General features: G+C 65.5%; 16 protein-coding genes. 11 read left to right on the top strand and 5 right to left on the bottom strand.

Annotation, left to right across the window (positions count from 1 at the left end; genetic code table 11):
- Nucleotides 1-133 precede the first annotated feature (133 nt).
- The 4 genes from thrS (at nucleotide 134) to pdxS (ending at nucleotide 4,430) form a co-directional block, all read left to right on the top strand.
- On the top strand, nucleotides 134-2,143 hold the full coding sequence (gene thrS / locus EYS21_RS10390) for a threonine--tRNA ligase (RefSeq protein ID WP_131133121.1): 2,010 nt from the start codon (nucleotides 134-136) through the stop codon (nucleotides 2,141-2,143).
- An 18-nt stretch (nucleotides 2,144-2,161) separates the two neighbouring features.
- Nucleotides 2,162-2,749, top strand: coding sequence for an HIT domain-containing protein (locus tag EYS21_RS10385; protein WP_131133120.1), 588 nt, complete (start codon nucleotides 2,162-2,164; stop codon nucleotides 2,747-2,749).
- Entirely contained in the window at nucleotides 2,739-3,362 is a 624-nt protein-coding gene (gene pgsA, locus EYS21_RS10380; protein ID WP_131133119.1) for a phosphatidylinositol phosphate synthase, read from the top strand. The genes EYS21_RS10385 and pgsA overlap by 11 nt, the downstream gene beginning before the upstream one ends.
- Nucleotides 3,363-3,503: 141 nt before the next feature.
- A complete protein-coding gene (gene pdxS / locus EYS21_RS10375) occupies nucleotides 3,504-4,430 on the top strand; it encodes a pyridoxal 5'-phosphate synthase lyase subunit PdxS (protein WP_011692158.1) in 927 nt (308 codons plus the stop codon).
- 74 nt (nucleotides 4,431-4,504) lie between these two features.
- Here pdxS and EYS21_RS10370 read toward each other — a convergent pair whose 3' ends face one another.
- The 3 genes from EYS21_RS10370 to EYS21_RS10360 form a co-directional block, all read right to left on the bottom strand.
- Nucleotides 4,505-5,989: an FAD-binding oxidoreductase gene (locus tag EYS21_RS10370; RefSeq protein WP_242633381.1), complete on the bottom strand. Its 1,485-nt coding sequence runs from the start codon at nucleotides 5,987-5,989 to the stop codon at nucleotides 4,505-4,507.
- A gap of 117 nt (nucleotides 5,990-6,106) precedes the next feature.
- Nucleotides 6,107-7,747 (bottom strand): helix-turn-helix transcriptional regulator, encoded by a 1,641-nt coding sequence (locus EYS21_RS23910; RefSeq protein WP_131133118.1) that lies wholly within the window; start codon nucleotides 7,745-7,747, stop codon nucleotides 6,107-6,109.
- A gap of 181 nt (nucleotides 7,748-7,928) precedes the next feature.
- Complete coding sequence (locus EYS21_RS10360) at nucleotides 7,929-9,941, bottom strand: M3 family metallopeptidase (protein ID WP_131133117.1); 2,013 nt, start codon at nucleotides 9,939-9,941, stop codon at nucleotides 7,929-7,931.
- Nucleotides 9,942-10,024: 83 nt separating this feature from the next.
- On the opposite strand from EYS21_RS10360, the gene EYS21_RS10355 reads away from it, so the two are divergent.
- Nucleotides 10,025-11,284, top strand: a complete 1,260-nt coding sequence (locus tag EYS21_RS10355; RefSeq protein WP_131133116.1) for a CapA family protein — start codon at nucleotides 10,025-10,027, stop codon at nucleotides 11,282-11,284.
- Nucleotides 11,285-11,328: 44 nt separating this feature from the next.
- Here the strand turns inward: EYS21_RS10355 and EYS21_RS10350 are convergent, their stop codons facing one another.
- Entirely contained in the window at nucleotides 11,329-12,078 is a 750-nt protein-coding gene (locus EYS21_RS10350) for a glutamine amidotransferase (RefSeq protein ID WP_131133115.1), read from the bottom strand.
- Nucleotides 12,075-13,367 (bottom strand): Mur ligase family protein, encoded by a 1,293-nt coding sequence (locus EYS21_RS10345; protein ID WP_131133114.1) that lies wholly within the window; start codon nucleotides 13,365-13,367, stop codon nucleotides 12,075-12,077. Before EYS21_RS10345 ends, EYS21_RS10350 begins: the two co-directional genes overlap by 4 nt.
- A 91-nt stretch (nucleotides 13,368-13,458) precedes the next feature.
- Here EYS21_RS10345 and pdxT point away from each other — a divergent pair, with 91 nt between their 5' ends.
- The 6 genes from pdxT (at nucleotide 13,459) to yajC (ending at nucleotide 17,951) form a co-directional block, all read left to right on the top strand.
- Nucleotides 13,459-14,169 (top strand): pyridoxal 5'-phosphate synthase glutaminase subunit PdxT, encoded by a 711-nt coding sequence (gene pdxT / locus EYS21_RS10340; RefSeq protein ID WP_131133113.1) that lies wholly within the window; start codon nucleotides 13,459-13,461, stop codon nucleotides 14,167-14,169.
- A gap of 3 nt (nucleotides 14,170-14,172) precedes the next feature.
- A complete protein-coding gene (locus tag EYS21_RS10335) occupies nucleotides 14,173-14,928 on the top strand; it encodes a YebC/PmpR family DNA-binding transcriptional regulator (protein ID WP_131133112.1) in 756 nt (251 codons plus the stop codon).
- Between the two features lie 35 nt (nucleotides 14,929-14,963).
- Complete coding sequence (gene ruvC, locus EYS21_RS10330) at nucleotides 14,964-15,542, top strand: crossover junction endodeoxyribonuclease RuvC (protein ID WP_131133111.1); 579 nt, start codon at nucleotides 14,964-14,966, stop codon at nucleotides 15,540-15,542.
- 90 nt (nucleotides 15,543-15,632) lie between these two features.
- Nucleotides 15,633-16,277, top strand: a complete 645-nt coding sequence (gene ruvA / locus EYS21_RS10325) for a Holliday junction branch migration protein RuvA (protein ID WP_131133110.1) — start codon at nucleotides 15,633-15,635, stop codon at nucleotides 16,275-16,277.
- Nucleotides 16,270-17,358 (top strand): Holliday junction branch migration DNA helicase RuvB, encoded by a 1,089-nt coding sequence (gene ruvB, locus EYS21_RS10320; RefSeq protein WP_131133109.1) that lies wholly within the window; start codon nucleotides 16,270-16,272, stop codon nucleotides 17,356-17,358. Before ruvA ends, ruvB begins: the two co-directional genes overlap by 8 nt.
- 188 nt (nucleotides 17,359-17,546) lie before the next feature.
- Nucleotides 17,547-17,951, top strand: coding sequence for a preprotein translocase subunit YajC (gene yajC, locus EYS21_RS10315; RefSeq protein WP_131133108.1), 405 nt, complete (start codon nucleotides 17,547-17,549; stop codon nucleotides 17,949-17,951).
- Nucleotides 17,952-18,025: the final 74 nt, after the last annotated feature.

Raw genomic sequence — 18,025 nt, 5'->3', positions numbered from 1 at the left:
AGCCAAACCCGGGTGTCGGGGCCCGCGGGTCCCGTTGGTCGGCCCCTTGGGAAACCGATAGCATTGACGATGGCTGGCTGTGGTCCCCGTACGCCACAAGCTATGAAGCCTTAACTTTGAATAGGAGACACCCGTGTCAGATGCCCAGCAGATCACCCTCATCGTCGATGGCGAAGAGGCCAAGGTGACTACCGGGACAACCGGTGCGGAACTCTTCTTTGAGCGCCGCGACGTTGTTGTGGCCCGCGTTAACGGCGAGCTTAAGGACCTGGACCAGGAGCTGCCGGAGGGCGCCGACGTCGAAGGCGTCACCATCGAGTCCCCGGACGGACTGAACGTCCTCCGCCACTCCACCGCCCATGTCATGGCCCAGGCCGTGCAGCAGCTCCGCCCGGACGCGAAGCTGGGCATCGGCCCGTACATCACCGACGGCTTTTACTTCGACTTCGACGTCGCCGAACCGTTCACCCCCGAGGACCTCAAGACCCTCGAAAAGATGATGCTCAAGATCATCAACCAGAACCAGAAGTTCGTCCGCCGCGTCGTGTCCGAGGACGAAGCCCGCGAAGCCATGAAGAACGAGCCCCACAAGCTCGAATTGCTGGGCAAAAAGAACAACGCCGCCGAAGCCGGTGAAGGCGTCAACGTCGAGGTGGGCGCCGGCGACATCACCATCTATGACAACGTCGAGCGCAAGGAAGGGACCACCGTCTGGTGCGACCTCTGCCGCGGCCCGCACCTGCCCAACACCAAGCTCATCTCCAACGCCTTCGCGCTGACCCGGTCCTCCTCCGCATACTGGCTGGGCAACCAGAAGAACCAGCAGCTGCAGCGCATCTACGGCACCGCCTGGCCCACCAAAGACGCCTTGAAGGCCTACCAGGAGCGCATCGCCGAAGCCGAACGGCGCGACCACCGCAAGCTCGGCGTCGAACTTGACCTCTTCTCGTTCCCGGACGAGCTGGGCTCCGGCCTGCCCGTGTTCCACCCCAAGGGCGGCATCATCCGCAAGGAGATGGAGGACTACTCGCGGCAGCGCCACGTCGACGCCGGCTACGAGTTCGTCTACACCCCGCACATCACCAAGGGCCACCTGTACGAAGTCTCGGGCCACCTGGACTGGTACAAGGAGGGCATGTTCCCGGCGATGCACGTGGACGCCGAACTCAATGAGGACGGCACCGTGCGCAAGCCCGGCCAGGACTACTACCTGAAGCCGATGAACTGCCCCATGCATAACCTGATCTTCCGCTCCCGCGGACGGTCCTACCGCGAACTGCCGCTGCGGCTGTTCGAATTCGGTTCGGTGTACCGCTACGAGAAGTCCGGCGTGGTCCACGGCCTGACGCGCGTCCGTGGCATGACCCAGGACGACGCCCACATCTACTGCACCCGCGAGCAGATGAAGGACGAACTCACCAAGACCCTGACGTTCGTGCTGGACCTGCTCAAGGACTACGGCCTGAACGACTTCTACCTGGAGCTCTCCACCAAGGACCCGGAGAAGTACGTCGGCGAGGATGCCGCCTGGGAAGAAGCCACCCGGACCCTCGCCGAAGTGGCAGAGGAATCCGGCCTGGAACTGGTTGCGGATCCGGGTGGAGCGGCCTTCTACGGCCCGAAGATCTCCGTCCAGGCCAAGGACGCCCTCGGCCGCACCTGGCAGATGTCCACCATCCAGCTGGACTTCAACCTGCCGGAACGGTTCGAGCTGGAATTCCAGGCCGCCGACGGCACCCGGCAGCGGCCAGTGATGATCCACCGCGCCCTCTTCGGTTCCATCGAACGGTTCATGGGTGTCCTCACCGAGCACTACGCCGGCGCCTTCCCGGCGTGGCTTTCCCCGGTCCAGGTGGTGGGCATCCCCGTCGCCGAAACGTTCAACGAGTACATGTTCGACGTCGTTGACCAGCTCAAGGCGGCGGGCATCCGCGCCGAGGTGGATACGTCGTCGGACAGGTTCCCTAAGAAGATCCGCACCGCCAGCAAGGACAAAATCCCGTTTGTCCTGATCGCCGGCGGCGACGACGCCGAGGCCGGCGCGGTGTCCTTCCGCTTCCGCGACGGCAGCCAGGACAACGGCGTGCCGGTGGCCGAGGCCGTCAAGCGGATCACCGAAGCCGTCCGTAACCGGACCAGCTAGCGAAACGGACGAGAAACGGTGCAGGAGAACACAGGCGCAGGATATCCAGGCGATGCCGGCGTGACCGACGACTTTGACCTCGCCGGTGTCCCGGATGCCTTCCAGCGCCTGTGGACTCCGCACCGGATGGCCTACATCAAGGGCGGCCAGCACCAGTTCAAGAACGAGAACGACTGCCCGTTCTGCGTCGGTCCCGGCCGGACCGATGAGGAGGCACTCATCGTTTACCGGGGGAAGACCTGCTACGTGGTGCTGAACCTGTTCCCGTACAACCCGGGCCATCTGCTCGTCTGCCCCTACCGGCATGTGCCGGACTACACGGACCTGACCCTGGAGGAGACCGCCGAGTTCGCCGATCTGACGCAGACCGCCATGAAGGTGCTGCGCAAAGTGTCGAACCCCGGTGGCTTCAACCTGGGCATGAACCAGGGCGTGGTGGGCGGCGCGGGAATCGCGGCGCACCTCCACCAGCATATTGTTCCGCGGTGGGGCGGCGACGGTAATTTCTTCCCGATCATCGCGCAGACCAAAGCCATCACCCAGACCCTCGACGAGGTCCGCCGCCAGGTGGCCGAGGCGTGGCCCGGGGAGACGGATGCTGAATAGGCACGCGCGCGGTTTCTTCACTGCGCTGTTTACCCCGCTTGCCCGCTGGCTCCTGAAAATCGGTATTTCCCCCGACGCCGTCACGGTGGTGGGGACCCTTGGTGTGGTAGCCGGCGCCCTGGTCTTCTACCCGCTGGGCCAGCTGTGGTGGGGAACGCTGTTCATCACTGCGTTCATCTTTTCCGATGTGCTGGACGGCATCATGGCCAGGATGCGGGACACCGGCGGCCGGTGGGGAAACTTCCTGGACTCCACGCTGGACCGGGTCGCCGACGGCGCACTCTTTGCAGGCCTCGCCATCTGGTTCTTCGCCGGCGGCAACGACGTGGTGATCGCGGTTGGCGCGATGGTCTGCCTGGTCCTGGGCATGGTGGTCTCCTATGCGCGGGCCAAAGCGGAATCCCTCGGCTTCACCGCCAACGTGGGAATTGCCGAACGTGCCGAACGTCTGGTCTCGGTGCTGGTGGTTACCGGATTCACCGGCCTGGGCCTGCCCCATATCGTCCTGCAGATGACGCTCGCGCTCCTGGCCACGGCCAGCCTGGTCACGATTATCCAGCGTGTGGCCACCGTGCGCCGCCAGTCCCTGGCGGAGTCCGCAGCCTCTGATTAAGGCTGATTAAGCCCGCCGCCTGCCGTGGGACTAGTATTGTGACTGCCCGGTCAATGGACCCGGCAACCCGGTGTGTGTACTTTCGGCTCTGTGCCGCCCTCACGCCCGGCGAAGATCATCTATCTACCCATAGGGGTTTTTGTGTCTACACCTGATGTAAGCAGCGAAGCCGGTTCGTCCGCGAACAGCGTCACGGGCAGCAACCGCGTCAAGCGCGGCATGGCTGAGATGCTCAAGGGCGGCGTCATCATGGACGTCGTCAACGTCGAACAGGCCCGCATCGCCGAAGACGCCGGTGCCGTGGCCGTGATGGCGCTGGAACGCGTTCCGGCCGATATCCGCGCCCAGGGCGGCGTGTCCCGCATGTCGGACCCGGACATGATCGACAAGATCATCGAAGCCGTCTCCGTGCCGGTCATGGCCAAGGCCCGGATCGGCCACTTCGTCGAGGCCCAGGTCCTGCAGTCCCTGGGCGTGGACTACATTGACGAGTCCGAGGTCCTGACCCCGGCCGACTACGTCAACCACATCGACAAGTGGAACTTCAAGGTTCCCTTCGTCTGCGGTGCCACCAACCTCGGTGAGGCGCTGCGCCGCATCAACGAGGGCGCGGCCATGATCCGTTCCAAGGGCGAGGCCGGCACCGGCGATGTCTCCAACGCCACCGGGCACATGCGCCAGATCCGTTCCGAGATCGCCAAGCTTGCTGCCCTGCCCGAGGACGAGCTGTACGTCGCGGCCAAGGAACTGCAGGCCCCGTACGAACTGGTCAAGGAAGTTGCCGCCGCCGGCAAGCTCCCCGTGGTGCTGTTCACCGCCGGCGGCATCGCCACCCCGGCCGACGCTGCGATGATGATGCAGCTCGGCGCCGACGGTGTGTTCGTCGGTTCCGGTATCTTCAAGTCCGGCAACCCAGCCCAGCGTGCCGCCGCCGTCGTGAAGGCCACCACGTTCTTCGATGACCCCGACGTCATCGCCAAGGCCTCCCGCGGCCTGGGCGAAGCCATGGTGGGCATCAACGTCGACGAGATCCCGCAGCCGCACCGCCTCGCCGAGCGCGGCTGGTAAAAGCTCCACAAGTAGTACGACGGCGGGTGGCCACCTTCTCGAAGGCGGCCACCCGCCGTCGTCCGTTGGCTACTTCAGCTGCCTGTGGACTCCATGGGGGCAACGTTGCGGTTGGTTCTGAACAAATTATCGGGATCATATTTCGTCTTCACCTGGACCAAGCGTTCATAGTTGGTGCCATAGGCTGCCCGGACCTGCTGTTGTCCCTCGTCCGCCGTCTGGAAGTTGATGTAACTGCGGCCTCCGGTGAACGGCCGTTGCCGCTCCCATGACTCGCGGATCCACGCCCGGTACGAGTCCGCGGCCGGATCGCCGGGATCCCACATGCCATTTGATCCGATGACGTATCGGGCATTGCGGTTACCCACCACCCCGTCGTCTTCGGGGTGCTCGTTGAGGGCACCGGCAAGGTGCAGGATACCGAGTTCCGCTCCCTCAATGGGGCATTCAGCGAAAAGCTCGCGGATGGTGGATAGCAGACCGTCGCTCAGTTCGACGGCGTACTCGGTCTTCCAGTAGTAGTGGAGGCCCTTCGGCTCACTGTCGTCCAGATAGGACTGGACGTGTGTATACGGCTGCGCGGCGAGGAGATCGACAGCGGGATCACCAATTTCCAGGAGAGAATCCAAAACCTCCGGCACTTTATCGAGTTCGCCGCTGTAGCAAACTGCCATAGCGCAGATCTTCTTGCCCTGCCACCGTTCAGGAATGAAAGGTTCCGCCGGGGCAGTCATAAGAATCAGCCACACGGCAAGCTCGCGAGGCGCGCGGGACGTGAGCGTCCGATACCGCCGGAGGATTTCGTCCGCGCGCTCGAATGGCCAAGCAATGAGACCGCCAAAGACGGTAGGCCCCACCTCGTGCAGCCGAAGCGTGAAGCGCGTGACCACGCCAAGATTGGCGCCCGCGCCGCGGACACCCCAAAACAGGTCCGCGTTATCGTGACGGCTGGCTGTGCGGACCAACCCGTCGGCCGTGACAATCTCAACCTCTTCGAGGTTGTCCACAGTCCACCCGAACCTGCGGCTCAGATATCCGAGGCCGCCCCCGAGAGTCAGGCCCGCCACGCCCACTTCGGAGATGAATCCGAGAACTGTGGCCAGTCCGTGTTCCTGAGTGGCCCGGTCGACGTCCTGCAGCAGGCAACCCGGGCCAACTTGGGCGAGCATGGCCACCGGGTCCACTGTGACTGTGTTCATCCGCGACATGTCCAGCGTGAGGCCACCATCGGCGATGGCGCTTCCTGCTATGTTGTGGCCGCCACCCTTGGTGCTGATCTGCAGCCTGTTCGCTGCTGCGAACCTGACAACGGCTGAGACCTCCCTGGCTGACGTTGGCTGGACCACCAGGGCCGGTTCCTTCTTGATCAGACCGTTCCAGAGCAGGACAGCAGAAGCCCAGCCGGAGTCACCTGGGCGCAAGAGAGGCACTCCCAGCATGGACCCAAGCACTTCCAGATCCGAGGACGTCAGGTGCACCGGAAGGCCATCGAGCCCACGGACCTCCACGTCTGTGATGTGGCCGCCCGCTTCGGCAGCATTACGCGATTCCCTGATCATCACGGCACCTCCATTGGCCTTTCAGAGTCCCTAATGAGGATGTTATGGTCCGGCGGCTGGGCGACGCATCGGTAGAACTGCCCCGATCGCAAGATGGGTCATTGTGCCCAGAGTGAGTCAGCCTCGGCTGATCAGCCCGTGCTTGTAGGCGTAGGCGGTAGCGGCGGCACGTGACGTCAGGTCCAACTTCGTGAAGATATTGCTGGCGTGATGGGCAACCGTCTTTTCGCTGAGGAAAAGTTCAGCTGCAATCTCCCTGTTGGACTTTCCACTCGCCACCAGGAGCAGCACCTGTGTCTCCCTGGCGGTCAGCGGATTAGCCCTAATGGCCTGTTGCCGGTTCGAAAGTGCCTCAACGATCGCTGCATCCGGCACTGCGCCAAGATGGAGGAAAGCCCATCTGGCGGCATCAAACTCCAGCTCGGCCGAGTGTGAATCACCCAGTGCGCGGTAAGCACGCCCCATAAGCACCCGGGTGCGCGCCGACTCATAGGGCGCGTCGAGTTGCTGCCATGCTGCCCATGCCCTGCACGCCGCCGCCAAAGCCGCCGCGTATTCCTGCTCCGCAAGGAGCAGCGCTCCTTCCGACTGTGCGGTCTCCGCCTCCAGCCATTGGCTGCCCAGCGCCCCGGCCCTCGCCCGAAGTTCTTCGGCTGCGGCCCGTGCGCCGGAAAGGTCGGACGACGCCAGCATGATCTCCACGGCACCGCCAAGAAGCCGGGAACGCTCTGACGGAGACGATGTTTCGGCAAGGGACCGGCGGATCGCAGCCACCGCGGCGGTCGTTCGGCCTTGCATAAGCAGTAACAGCGCAAGCCCGGGCTGTGGATCCCGGACCCAACGGCTCGCCTCAAGATACGTGTCCCTGGCTTTGGTGAACTGGCCCCTCAGCCGGTGCAGTTCGGCGAGCTGGTAGAGCGCGGCCCCGACTCCCGGCTGCGTAGTCGGTTCGCAGAGCCGGCGATAGGCGTCCTGTGCAGCATCGAATGCATCGGGCCATGCCCCCTGAAATTGCAAGATCCGTGCCCGGTGGATCTGGCAGTTGCCCTGATAAGGGACCATGTCCGGCTGCGCGCCGCACCACCGGGTGAATGCGGCCGTCCACTGCTGTGCTCGGGACAGATCGAACGCATCCATGCACGCTTCGATGACTGCGCAATACACGATCCCCGCAGTGACAGCGGACAGCTCATTGGCCCTCACGCTGACAAAAACTTCGTCCAGCAGAGGCATAGCCTGCCCGGTGTCACCCATGGCGATCAGCGACTCGCTAAGGCCTGTCCTCGCAAGAGCGGCCAGGTCCTGGTGCCCAAAGCGGTTTCCGATTTCCAGCGCGGCCCCGAAGCTCACGGTGGCTCCCACGGCATCCCCCTGGGCGGCACTTTCAAGGCCGGCCGGCACCAGCAGCAGTCCCTGCTCCACACAGTCGAGGTCCGCGGGAAGCGCACGCCGTGCCCGCTGCAGCCACGCGTTGGCCAACGTTTCTTCGCCGCCAAGCAGAAAGTGCAGGGCAAGCCAGGCAGCGCTTCGCGCCGCCCCGGAAGAGTCCGAGTGCTCCAGGTGTGCCCGATACCCACGGGCAAGCACTCTTGCGGCTTCGTCGTCATGGCCCATCAGATAGGCCGCATCGGCGACAAGTTCGAGGTCTTCCGGTACGAGCGACGACTGGCGGTCAGCATCCATCAGGAGGGCGTGTGCATTCGCCCATTCCTGTCGCCTGAAAGCCTCCCGGCCCAGACGGAGAGGGTCTGCCGCCATTGGTTCTCCACTGACTCTTCGGCGCGGACGGCGCCGATACGTGAAGCTTAGCGCTTCGGCGTGGACTCCGGCAGGCAGCCAACGACGGCGGCGGCCATCCGCCGTCGTTCTTCCGTTGAGTGCTCCACAACGGCCCTTATGGGGCCTCAAAACGGCTCTTGCGGAGCAACCGATGAGGGGTTTAGTCGAGGCCGCGGCGCTTTAGCAGAGGGTCCAGCCTTGCTTCGCGGCCGCGGAGGGCTCGGAAGGATTCCAGCGGGTCCCGGCTGTTGCCGCGGGAGAGCAGCTCCTGGCGGAACCGTTCGCCGTTGGCGCGGGTCAGGCCGCCGTTCTCGGTGAACCAGTCCACGGTCTCGGCGTCCAGCACTTCACTCCAGATGTAGGAGTAGTAGCCGGCCGCGTAGCCTGCCCCGGCGAAGATGTGCTGGAAATAGCCGGTGCGGTAGCGCGGCGGGATCAGGGCGTGGGCCACCCCGGCGGCCGCGAGTGACTTCTCCTCGAAGGCCAGGACGTCGTCGGGGATCCCGGTTTCGTCCAGCACATGCCAGGCCAGGTCCAGCAGCGCGGCACCCAGGTACTCGGTGGTAGCGAAGCCCTCGCCCCACAGCCGGGACTCGTTGAGCCTGTCCACAACGTCCTGGGGGAGCGGCTCGCCGGTGGCGTAGTGCCGCGCGTAGTTGGCCAGAACCTCAGGCCACAGGATCCACATCTCGTTGACCTGCGACGGGTACTCCACAAAGTCGCGCGGCACGGCCGTTCCGGCGAAGCGCGGGTACGTCACGTTCGAGAACAGCCCGTGCAGGGCGTGGCCGAATTCGTGGAACGTGGTGCGCAGCTCATCCAGCGTGAGGAGGGTGGGTTCCCCGGCCGGCGGCTTGGTGATGTTCAGGTTATTGATCACCACGGCCTTGGTCCCCAGCAGGGCGGACTGCTCCACCAGGGAGTTCATCCACGCCCCTCCGCGTTTGGACTCCCGGGTGTAGTAATCGCCCAGGAACAGTCCCAGGCCGCTGCCGTCATCGTTCCGCACCTCCCACACGCGGACGTCCGGGTGGTAGCCTGCCAGGTCCGTCCGTTCATGGAAGGTGATCCCAAACAGCGACGTGGCTGCGTGGAACACCCCGTCCTTGAGCACCCTGTCCAGCTCAAAGTAGGGGCGGAGCGCCTGCTCGTCGACGGCGTACTTCTCGCGCCGGACCTTGGCCGAGTAGAACGCCCAGTCCCAGGCCTCCAGCGGATGGCCGGCAATGTCTGCCAGGGCCGCGGCCTCGGCATCCGCGTTCCGCACAGCGGCCGGGGCAAGCCGGTTCAGCATGGCTTGGACGGCCTCGAAATCGGGCGCCGTCTGCCGGTCCACCACCAGTTCGGCGTAGTTCGCGAAGCCAAGAAGCTTTGCCTTTTCGGCCCGCAGCGTGGCCATCGAACGCACGGGTTCCCGGACGTCCAGGCTGCCGCCGTCGCTGCCCCTGCCCAGGGAGGCTTCAAACAGCCGACGGCGGACGTCCCGGTTTTCGAGGACGGCCATGGCCGGCTGGTTGCTCGGCTGGATCAGGGTCAGCAGGAACTTGCCTTCGTGCCCCGCCGTGCGGGCTGCTTCGGCCGCGCCGGCTACGTCGTCGGCGGGCATGCCGGCCAGTTCCTCCTCGTGGTCCAGCAGGAGCGCGGCGGACTTCATGGCTTCCTTGACCCGCTGGCCGAAGTCCGTGCCCAGCCGGGAGAGTTCGGCGTTGACAGCCTTCAGCCGCTCCTGGTCCGGGGCGTCCAGCTGGATTCCTGACTGCCGGAACTCCTTCAGGTACTCCTCGACGAGCCGGACAGCTTCCGGCTCCAGGCCTGCGGTGTCGATGGCGGCGAAGCGGTCGAAGAGGGCGCGGTTCAGGTAGACATCGTCCTGATGTGCGGTGAGCAGCGGCGTCAGTTCCGTTTCGAGGTCGCGGATCTCGTCCGAGGCGTCGGCTGAAACCAGGGTGAAGAAGGACGCAGCTGCCCGTTCCAGCAGCCGGCCCGCCTGCTCCATGGCCACGGCTGTGTTCGCAAACGACGCAGGCTCCGTGTTGTCCACGATGGCCTGGATTTCGGCCAGATGCCCGGCCAGGCCTGCATGGACCGCCTCAGCGTAGTGGGGGACCGAGATCCCGGCAAACGGCGGCAACTCGTAGGGCAACGGACTGTGGCTGAAGAGCGGATTGGTCATGAAGTAAAGCTTTCACATCCCGGCGCTGTTCTCAATGAGCCAAATGCGCGCTTCCGGCCGCGTCGAAACCTAGAATTACGCCCATGGGGAACAGAAGTGGTGGCATTGCCGTCCGCGCCGGCACAGCCATGGCTGCGGCCATACTTGTGAGCGCCCTCGCCGGCTGCGGACTGATAGCCGAACAGGCCGGACGGTCGGCAAGTGCAGGGGCCACTCCGGGTCCGGGGAAGGGCCAGCCGAGTGTCACGCAGACGCCGGCGCCAACCCCTACGCCCACGCCCACCCCGGGCGCCGGGCCGGCATGCCCGACGCTGCGCTGCACCTCTGTCCTGGTCACCGGCGACATGCTGGTCCACACCCAGCTCTGGCAGCAGGCCCAGCAGGATGCCGCCACGGCGGGGAAACCGGGACTGGACTTCACGCCGCTCCTTGAAGGCCAGCGCCGTTACATCCAGGCCAGCGACCTCGCCATCTGCCACCAGGAAACACCGGTGGCAGGGCCGGAGGGGCCCTTCTCCGCCTACCCCTCGTTCAACGTCCCGCCGCAGATCATCACGGCATCCAAGGCAGTGGGCTACCAGGCCTGCACCACCGCCAGCAACCACACGATCGACCGGAGCACGGACGGTCTGCTGCGGACCTTGGACGCCCTGGACGCTGCAGGGCTGAAGCACACCGGTTCCTACCGCACGGAAGCTGAGTCCCAGGGCATCCTGATCCTGCAGACACCTGCCGCCAGGATCGCCATCATCCAGGGGACCTACGGACTCAACGGCCAATACCCTGAATACCCTTGGCAGGTCGACATGTTGGACGCACCGTCCATGATCGCCAAAGCCGTCAAGGCGCGGGCACTCGGGGCAGACATCGTGCTGGGCGCCATGCATGCCGGGGACGAGTACGCGAGTGAAGCCAACGCACAGCAGCAGGAGGTGGCCCACGCCCTCGTGGACAGCGGCCAGTTCTCCATGATCTACGGCCACCACACGCACTCCGTGCTGCCGATCGAGAACTACAAGGGCACCTGGATCGTCTACGGGCTGGGCAACGGCGTCACCGAGCTTTCGCCCTGGTATGTGGTGAACAATGAGGGCCTGCTGGTGCGGGCCCAGTTCAGCCAGGACGCGTCCGGCAAATGGGCCCCCTCAGACCTCGCCTGGGCGCCGTCGGTCATCGTCCGTGATCCCTACCGTTGGTGCTCCGTGGCAACCGATGCACCCCAGGGCATCTGCGCCACGCCCGAGGCGGACGCCGCCACCCGGCTGCGGACTGTCTCCGTAGTTGAATCCATGGGCGCCGCCGCGGCGGGGGCGCACGAACTCCTGATCACGAAGCAGCCCTGACCCGCCACTGCAGGCGGCTCAGGCTGGGACTCAGTGCGTGTGATTCAGCGCGGACGCCGCGCGGCGTGCTCCCGGGCCAGGACTGCGTAGCCGTCATCCGGGCTGCCGGGAACAAAAGCCCCGAACTTGCGCTCAGCGGCGGTGCGGATCAGGAAGTCTGCGATGGCGGGGTTCTTGGGCAGCAGGGATCCGTGCAGGTAGCTGGCCACGATGTTTTTGTAGCGTGCCCCTTCCTGGCCGTCGCTGCTGTTGTTGCCTGTTCCCTTGGCAACGGTACCCAGGGGACGGACGCCGTCGCCCAGCGTTGTCTGGCCGCTGTGGTTCTCGTAGCCCAGGACCTCGCCGAATTCGGCGGTGGCCACCTTGACGTTGCCGATCAGGCGTTCCTCGGTGCCGTGGGTTTCCACGTCCAGGATGCCGATGCCCGGAATGACCGAGCCGGAGCGGGTTTTGAAGAACCGGCCGAACAGCTGGTACAGGCCGCAGATGACCAGCATCGGGGCGCCGTCCTCGGCCAGCTCCGTGAGGACGCCGGCCCGTGACTGCAGGTCATCCTGGATGACCAGCTGTCCGCTGTCCTGCCCGCCGCCGCCCACAATAAGGTCCACGCCGTCCGGAAAGTCGTCGCCGACGTTGTACTCGAGCAGCTCGGGCGTGTAGCCGTGCCAGCCGATCCGCTGCTTGAGGACCAGGGCATTGCCCCAGTCGCCGTAGATGTTCATGTCCCTCGGGTAGAGCTGCAGGACGCGGATGGTGCCCTTGCTTCCCTGGGCGTCCTGGGTGTCCGGGCTCATGAGACAACCTCGACTGTGGTGATTTTGGACAGCTCGCGGCGGATGGCCAGCATCGCTGTGTACGTGCAGAAAATCCTCTTTGGCTTGCCCTTGGCGTCGCGGATGAACGCGGCCAGCGCTGGCGTAATGTCCGGCTGGACTGCGCCGATGCGGACGTCGTCATACTGCAGGCGCAGGGCCATGTCGTAGGCGCGGGACCCCGTCAGCTGGTCCACGCCGCCCTCGCGGAGCGAATCGAACTCCACGTCCCAAAGCCAGGACATGTCCCGGCCGTCGGCGTAGTTGTCGTTGATGGCGATCATGGTGGCGTAGCCGCCCGCCGGGAAGGACTTCAGCCCCAGCCGGAAACCGCTGGGGTTCTTGACCAGCACCAGGTCCAGGGGCTGGCCATCCACCGTCAGGCTTTCACCGCGGCCGAACGCCGGCTCCACCTGGGACAGCGCGGTGAGCAGGGTGGCGTGGTCGGCGGTGGCGGCACCGCCACCGCAGATGCTGCGGGCCAGCGTCAGTGCCGCTGCCGCATTAAAGATGTTGTAGACGCCGCGGAGCTTCATCGCGGTGGTGACCGTGGCGCCGTCGTACTCAAAATCGGCGGTGTCCGGCCCCACCTTCCGGAGGACGACGTCGGCGGGCGGCTTGTGGGGGAGGGCGGCGGGTGCGGGGCTGCCGGGCGCAGCCCGCATGTCGTCGTCGTTGGGGAAGGTGCTCAGGAGGGAGTCGTCCAGGCCGAAGTACTGGACGTCCTGGCCGGTGAGGGTGTCGGCGATCCGGGCCACCCGCGGGTCCTCCCGGTTAAGGACTACCGTGCCGGTGGTTTTCGCGGCGATGTGCTGCAGGAGCTGTGCCGTTTTGTCGATCTCGCCGAAACGGTCCAGCTGGTCCCGCAGGACATTAAGGAGGAGGCTGTAGCGCGGCGGCACCCGGTTCACGAAGTGCACGGCGTGCGCTTCGTCCAGCTCCAGGACGGCGACGTCGGCGGTCAGCCGGCCGCGCCAGTCCACCTCGCCCAGCAGCGCGGCGGCCACACCCCGGGTGAAGTTGCTGCCGGTGCGGTTGGTGAAAACCTTCAGGCCCTGGCTTTCCAGGAGTTCCACCACCATTTTGGTGGTGGTGGTCTTGCCGTTCGTTCCGCTCACGACGGCAACGCCGTGGGGGAGCGTGGCGAGCGTCCGCTGCATAAAGCCGGGGTCGATTTTCTCGACCACCAGCCCGGGCAGGGCAGACCCGCCACCCCTGAGCCGGGACACCCGGCGGACCAGCTTGCCGAGCGGAACACTGATGTAAAGCATGCTCTGTAATATATCCCAGCAACGGCATAGAACCCCGCCCGGGACGGGCTCCCGGCCAAGGCGCGGGCAGTTCGCACATTATGCTGAATGGATGACAAACCCCCTTTCGGCAGCTTCTGCACGCGTGGGCTCGGGCCTGCGGATCGGTGTCCTGGCGCTCCAGGGCGACTTCCGCGAGCACCTGAAGGCCGTTGAAGCCGCCGGTGCCGCCGGAATCGGAATCCGCCGGCCCAAAGAACTGGACGGCCTGGACGGCCTCATCATTCCCGGCGGCGAATCAACCGCCATCGACAAGCTGGCCCGCGCCTTCGAACTCGCCGCGCCGATCAAGGACAGCATCGGCGGGGGCCTGCCGGTCTACGGCTCCTGCGCCGGCATGATCCTGTTGGCCGACGAGATCGCCGACCCCGCCACCGACCTCGCCGGCGACCCGCAGCAGACCTTCGGCGGCCTGGACATCACCGTGCGGCGCAACGCCTTCGGGCGGCAGCGCGAATCGTTTGAAACGGACCTGGACTTCAAGGGCCTGGAGTTCAGCGCCACGGAAACCGGTGTGGCCCCCGTGCACGCCGTATTTATCCGCGGCCCCTGGGTGGAACGCGTCGGCGCCGGCGTCGAGGTACTCGCCCAGGTGGAGCCCGCAGACCCCGAACACGCGTCCCACGCGGCAAGCCTGCCAGGGACGGCTAGAATTGTTGCAGTGCGTTCAGGCCACCTGCTGGCCACCTCCTTCCACCCGGAAGTGACTGGGGAGAAACGCGTACACGAACTTTTTATCCGCATGATCAGAGGAGAAGCGTAAAGCATGTCAGGCCACTCCAAATGGGCAACGACCAAGCACAAGAAGGCCATCCTCGATAGCCGCCGCGCAAAATCGTTCGCCAAGCTGATCAAGAACATCGAAGTCGCCGCACGCATGGGCGGCCCGGACCTCGCCGGCAACCCGAGCCTCGAACTCGCCGTCACCAAGGCCAAGAAGACCTCCGTTCCCGCGGACAACATCGACCGGGCCATCAAGCGTGGCGCCGGCCTGACCGGTGAAGTGGTCGACTACACCGAGATCATGTACGAATGCCGCGGCCCGCAGGGCTCGGCCCTGCTCATCGAGTGCCTCACGGACAACAAGAACCGTGCCGCCTCGGAGGTCCGCCTTGCCATTTCCCGCAACGGCGGCACCATCGCCGATCCGGGTTCGGTCAGCTACCTCTTCAGCCGCAAGGGTGTGGTGTCGCTGCCCAAGAACGAGCTCACCGAGGACGACGTCCTGATGGCTGTTCTCGACGCCGGCGCCGAGGAAGTCAAGGACAACGGCGACACCTTCGAGATCCACTCGGACCCGAAGGACCTCCAGGCAGTCCGCGACGCCCTCAAGGACGCCGGCATTGAATACGACACCGATGAAGCCGAGTTCGTGCCTTCCATGGAGGTTCCCCTCGACCTCGAAGCCGCCAAGAAGTTCATGAAGCTCGTTGACGCCCTGGAAGACCTCGACGACGTCCAGAACGTCTACAGCAACGCCGACCTCAGCGACGAAGTCCAGGCCGCCCTGGAATCCGAGTGACCTACCGCGTTGCGGCTTAAGGCGGTTGTCCCGGGGTGACGCTGCGCGTACTGGGCGTTGACCCTGGACTTACCCGCTGCGGCATCGGCGTCGTTGACGTCGAGCGGAACCGGCGGGCCACGATGGTGGCCGTCGGCGTGGTGGGCACCTCTCCGGAGGAAACCCTGGACCAGCGGCTGCTGGTCATTGCCCTGGCCATCGACGAGTGGCTGGACCGCTACGAACCGCACGTCCTCGCCGTCGAACGCGTCTTCTCGCAGCTGAATGTCAGCACGGTGATGGGCGTGGCACAGGCGTCCGGTGTGGTGATCGCCGCCGCAGCCAGGCGCGGCATTCCGGTGGCCCTGCACACGCCGTCGGAAGTCAAAGCCGCCGTGACCGGCAGCGGAAACTCCAACAAGGAAGCCGTGACCAAGCTGGTCACGAAGATCCTCCGGCTGGATGCGCCGCCGCGCCCCGCGGATGCCGCTGACGCCCTGGCGCTGGCCATCACGCACGCCTGGCGGGCAGGAAGCGGCGCCGCCGTAGCCACCACCGGTCCCGGCAGCCTCTCGCTGACACCTGCCCAGCGTGCCTGGGCGGACGCCGAGGCGAAGGCGCGCCGCGCACGGTGAATGTCCCGGCATCTTGCTAGGGTATTCGTAGATATGTTCGGATAGCCGGTCCTGCCCCACAGAGCCCGGCAGTACACCAGGAGCCCGGCCTTGATCAGTTTCCTTCGCGGAACCGTAGCGCACATTGGCCTTTCCACGGCTGTGATCGACCTCAACGGCGCGGGAATGAGCGTCAACGCCACGCCCCAGACGCTTAGCCGCCTCCGGACCGGGGAAGAAGGCAAGCTCTTCACCTCCCTGATCGTCCGTGAGGATTCGCTGACCCTGTTCGGATTCGCCTCCGATGACGAGCGTGAAGTCTTCGATGTCCTGCTCAGCGTCAGCGGCGTGGGTCCCCGGCTCGCGCTGGCAGTCCTTGCCGTCCACGAACCTGAAGCCATCCGGGTTGCCGCCCACACGGGCGACAGCAAAACGTTCACCAAAGTGCCCGGGATCGGCCCCAAGGTGGGCGGCCGGATCGTGCTGGAACTCGCCGGCAAGCTGGTGCCGCACGGAACGGCCGGTGCAGCGAGTGTAGCCACCCCGGCCGAAGCCGCCTGGAAGCCGCAGGTCGTGGCGGCCATGACCAGCCTTGGCTGGTCGGAGAAGGACGCCACGTCCAGCATCGACAAGGCCCTGGCCGACGACCCCGAGGTCTCGTTCCGCGGCAACGTGGCCGAAATCCTGAGGACAACCCTCCGCTGGCTGGGCCAGGACGGCGCGCGGGCCGGTAACCGCGTAGGCAGCCGTGGCTGAAGCGTCGGTGGTGGCGGCAGCGGAGGAGCCCGAAGACCGGGTCATTGAGGCGGCCCTCCGGCCCAAGAACCTGGATGACTTCGTGGGCCAGCACCGCGTCCGCAAGCAGCTCTCGCTCGTACTGCAGGCCTCGCGGATGCGCGGCCGCAGCGCAGACCACGTCCTCTTCTCGGGGCCCCCGGGCCTGGGCAAAACCACGCTGGCCATGATCGTGGCAGCCGAAATGAACGCGCCGCTGCGCATCAGCAGCGGCCCGGCCATCCAGCACGCCGGTGACCTCGCTGCCATCCTGTCCTCCCTCTCCGAAGGCGAAGTCCTGTTCCTGGACGAGATCCACCGGATGTCCCGGCCGGCCGAGGAAATGCTGTACATGGCCATGGAGGACTTCCGTGTGGACATCGTGGTGGGCAAGGGCGCCGGTGCCACCGCGATTCCGCTGGACCTGCCCCCGTTTACGCTCGTGGGCGCCACTACCAGAGCCGGTTTGCTGCCCGGCCCGCTGCGGGACAGGTTCGGTTTCACCGGACACCTTGAGTTCTACTCGGTGCCGGAACTCGAACTGGTCCTCAGGAGGTCCGCCGGGCTGCTGGACCTGAAGGTCAACTCCGCCGGCTTCAGCGAAATCGCCGGGCGGTCCCGGGGCACCCCCCGCATTGCCAACCGCCTGCTTCGCCGCGTCCGTGACTGGGCGCTCGTCCACGGCCTCGAGCAGATCGATGCCCGCGCAGCCTCCGCAGCGCTGGACATGTACGAAGTGGACAAACGTGGCCTGGACCGGCTTGACCGCGCCGTCCTCGAAGCGCTCATCACCAAATTCGGCGGCGGGCCCGTGGGCCTTTCCACCCTGGCCATCGCCGTGGGCGAAGAAACTGAGACCGTCGAAACGGTGGCGGAACCGTTCCTGGTCCGCGAAGGCCTCCTGGGCCGGACGCCGAGGGGCCGCATCGCCATGGCCCCTGCCTGGACCCACCTCGGCTATGCCATCCCGTCCGGTGTGTTCAGCCAGGAACCGCTGGACCTCTTCGAAACAGACAGCGAGGACGACGAAACCGCCGTCGACTGGGCGCCGAACAGCCAATAGCGCCGTCCTTTCAGCTTTTCCCTTTAGACTGGGTATGACGCCCGGCACGTTTGCGTCTTTGTTCCCGCAGGCGGCTCCAGCAGCTGCCGATGGATGGCAGGCGGTTCGCCGCCCGGCCACCCGGTGCAAAGCCGACGGCGCCTTAAACCAATACGCCAGTACAGATCGGAAACATCCCTGTGGATCCCATGAACATCGTCTTGTTCGCCATGCTCGGAATTTTTATCTTCATGATGTTCCGCCGCAACAAGAAGACCAAGGAGCAGCAAGCAACGCTGCAGTCCCAGTTCGCACCTGGGGTTGAGGTCATGACGAGCTTCGGCCTCTTTGGCCGGATTGTCTCCATGGATGATGAAGAAAACAAAGTCGTACTGGAGCTCTCCCCGGGCAACCTTGCCACGGTGCACCGCCAGGCTGTGACCAAAATTGTTGAGCCTGCTGCTGTTGCTGAGGAAGAGACTGCCGTTGTCCCCGACGACGCATCCTCGCTGACCACCCAGGACGCCGGAACGCCCACCACTCCCGCCGCCGCCGTCGAAACCCCGGACGAGACCCTGAAGCGCCTCAACGACGAGGGCAAGAAGGACAGCTAGTCCCGCCCACCGCATTCCAGCACCTCTACGGCAGCGGGCTGCCGCCGATGGGAGCGAAAGCTCGCATCGGCGGT

The sequence above is a fragment of the Arthrobacter sp. S39 genome (genome assembly GCF_004320525.1).
Classification (GTDB): domain Bacteria; phylum Actinomycetota; class Actinomycetes; order Actinomycetales; family Micrococcaceae; genus Arthrobacter.
This window is presented reverse-complemented; position numbering and strand designations above follow the sequence as displayed.

What these genes read in the sequence shown, in the direction of transcription:
- pgsA (WP_131133119.1), top strand. Translation starts at nt 2,739, where the DNA reads ATGCTGAATAGGCACGCGCGCGGTTTCTTCACTGCGCTGTTTACCCCG.
- EYS21_RS10370 (WP_242633381.1), bottom strand. Translation starts at nt 5,989, where the DNA reads ATGATCAGGGAATCGCGTAATGCTGCCGAAGCGGGCGGCCACATCACA.
- EYS21_RS23910 (WP_131133118.1), bottom strand. Translation starts at nt 7,747, where the DNA reads ATGGCGGCAGACCCTCTCCGTCTGGGCCGGGAGGCTTTCAGGCGACAG.
- EYS21_RS10360 (WP_131133117.1), bottom strand. Translation starts at nt 9,941, where the DNA reads ATGACCAATCCGCTCTTCAGCCACAGTCCGTTGCCCTACGAGTTGCCG.
- EYS21_RS10355 (WP_131133116.1), top strand. Translation starts at nt 10,025, where the DNA reads ATGGGGAACAGAAGTGGTGGCATTGCCGTCCGCGCCGGCACAGCCATG.
- EYS21_RS10350 (WP_131133115.1), bottom strand. Translation starts at nt 12,078, where the DNA reads ATGAGCCCGGACACCCAGGACGCCCAGGGAAGCAAGGGCACCATCCGC.
- EYS21_RS10345 (WP_131133114.1), bottom strand. Translation starts at nt 13,367, where the DNA reads ATGCTTTACATCAGTGTTCCGCTCGGCAAGCTGGTCCGCCGGGTGTCC.
- pdxT (WP_131133113.1), top strand. Translation starts at nt 13,459, where the DNA reads ATGACAAACCCCCTTTCGGCAGCTTCTGCACGCGTGGGCTCGGGCCTG.
- EYS21_RS10335 (WP_131133112.1), top strand. Translation starts at nt 14,173, where the DNA reads ATGTCAGGCCACTCCAAATGGGCAACGACCAAGCACAAGAAGGCCATC.
- yajC (WP_131133108.1), top strand. Translation starts at nt 17,547, where the DNA reads ATGAACATCGTCTTGTTCGCCATGCTCGGAATTTTTATCTTCATGATG.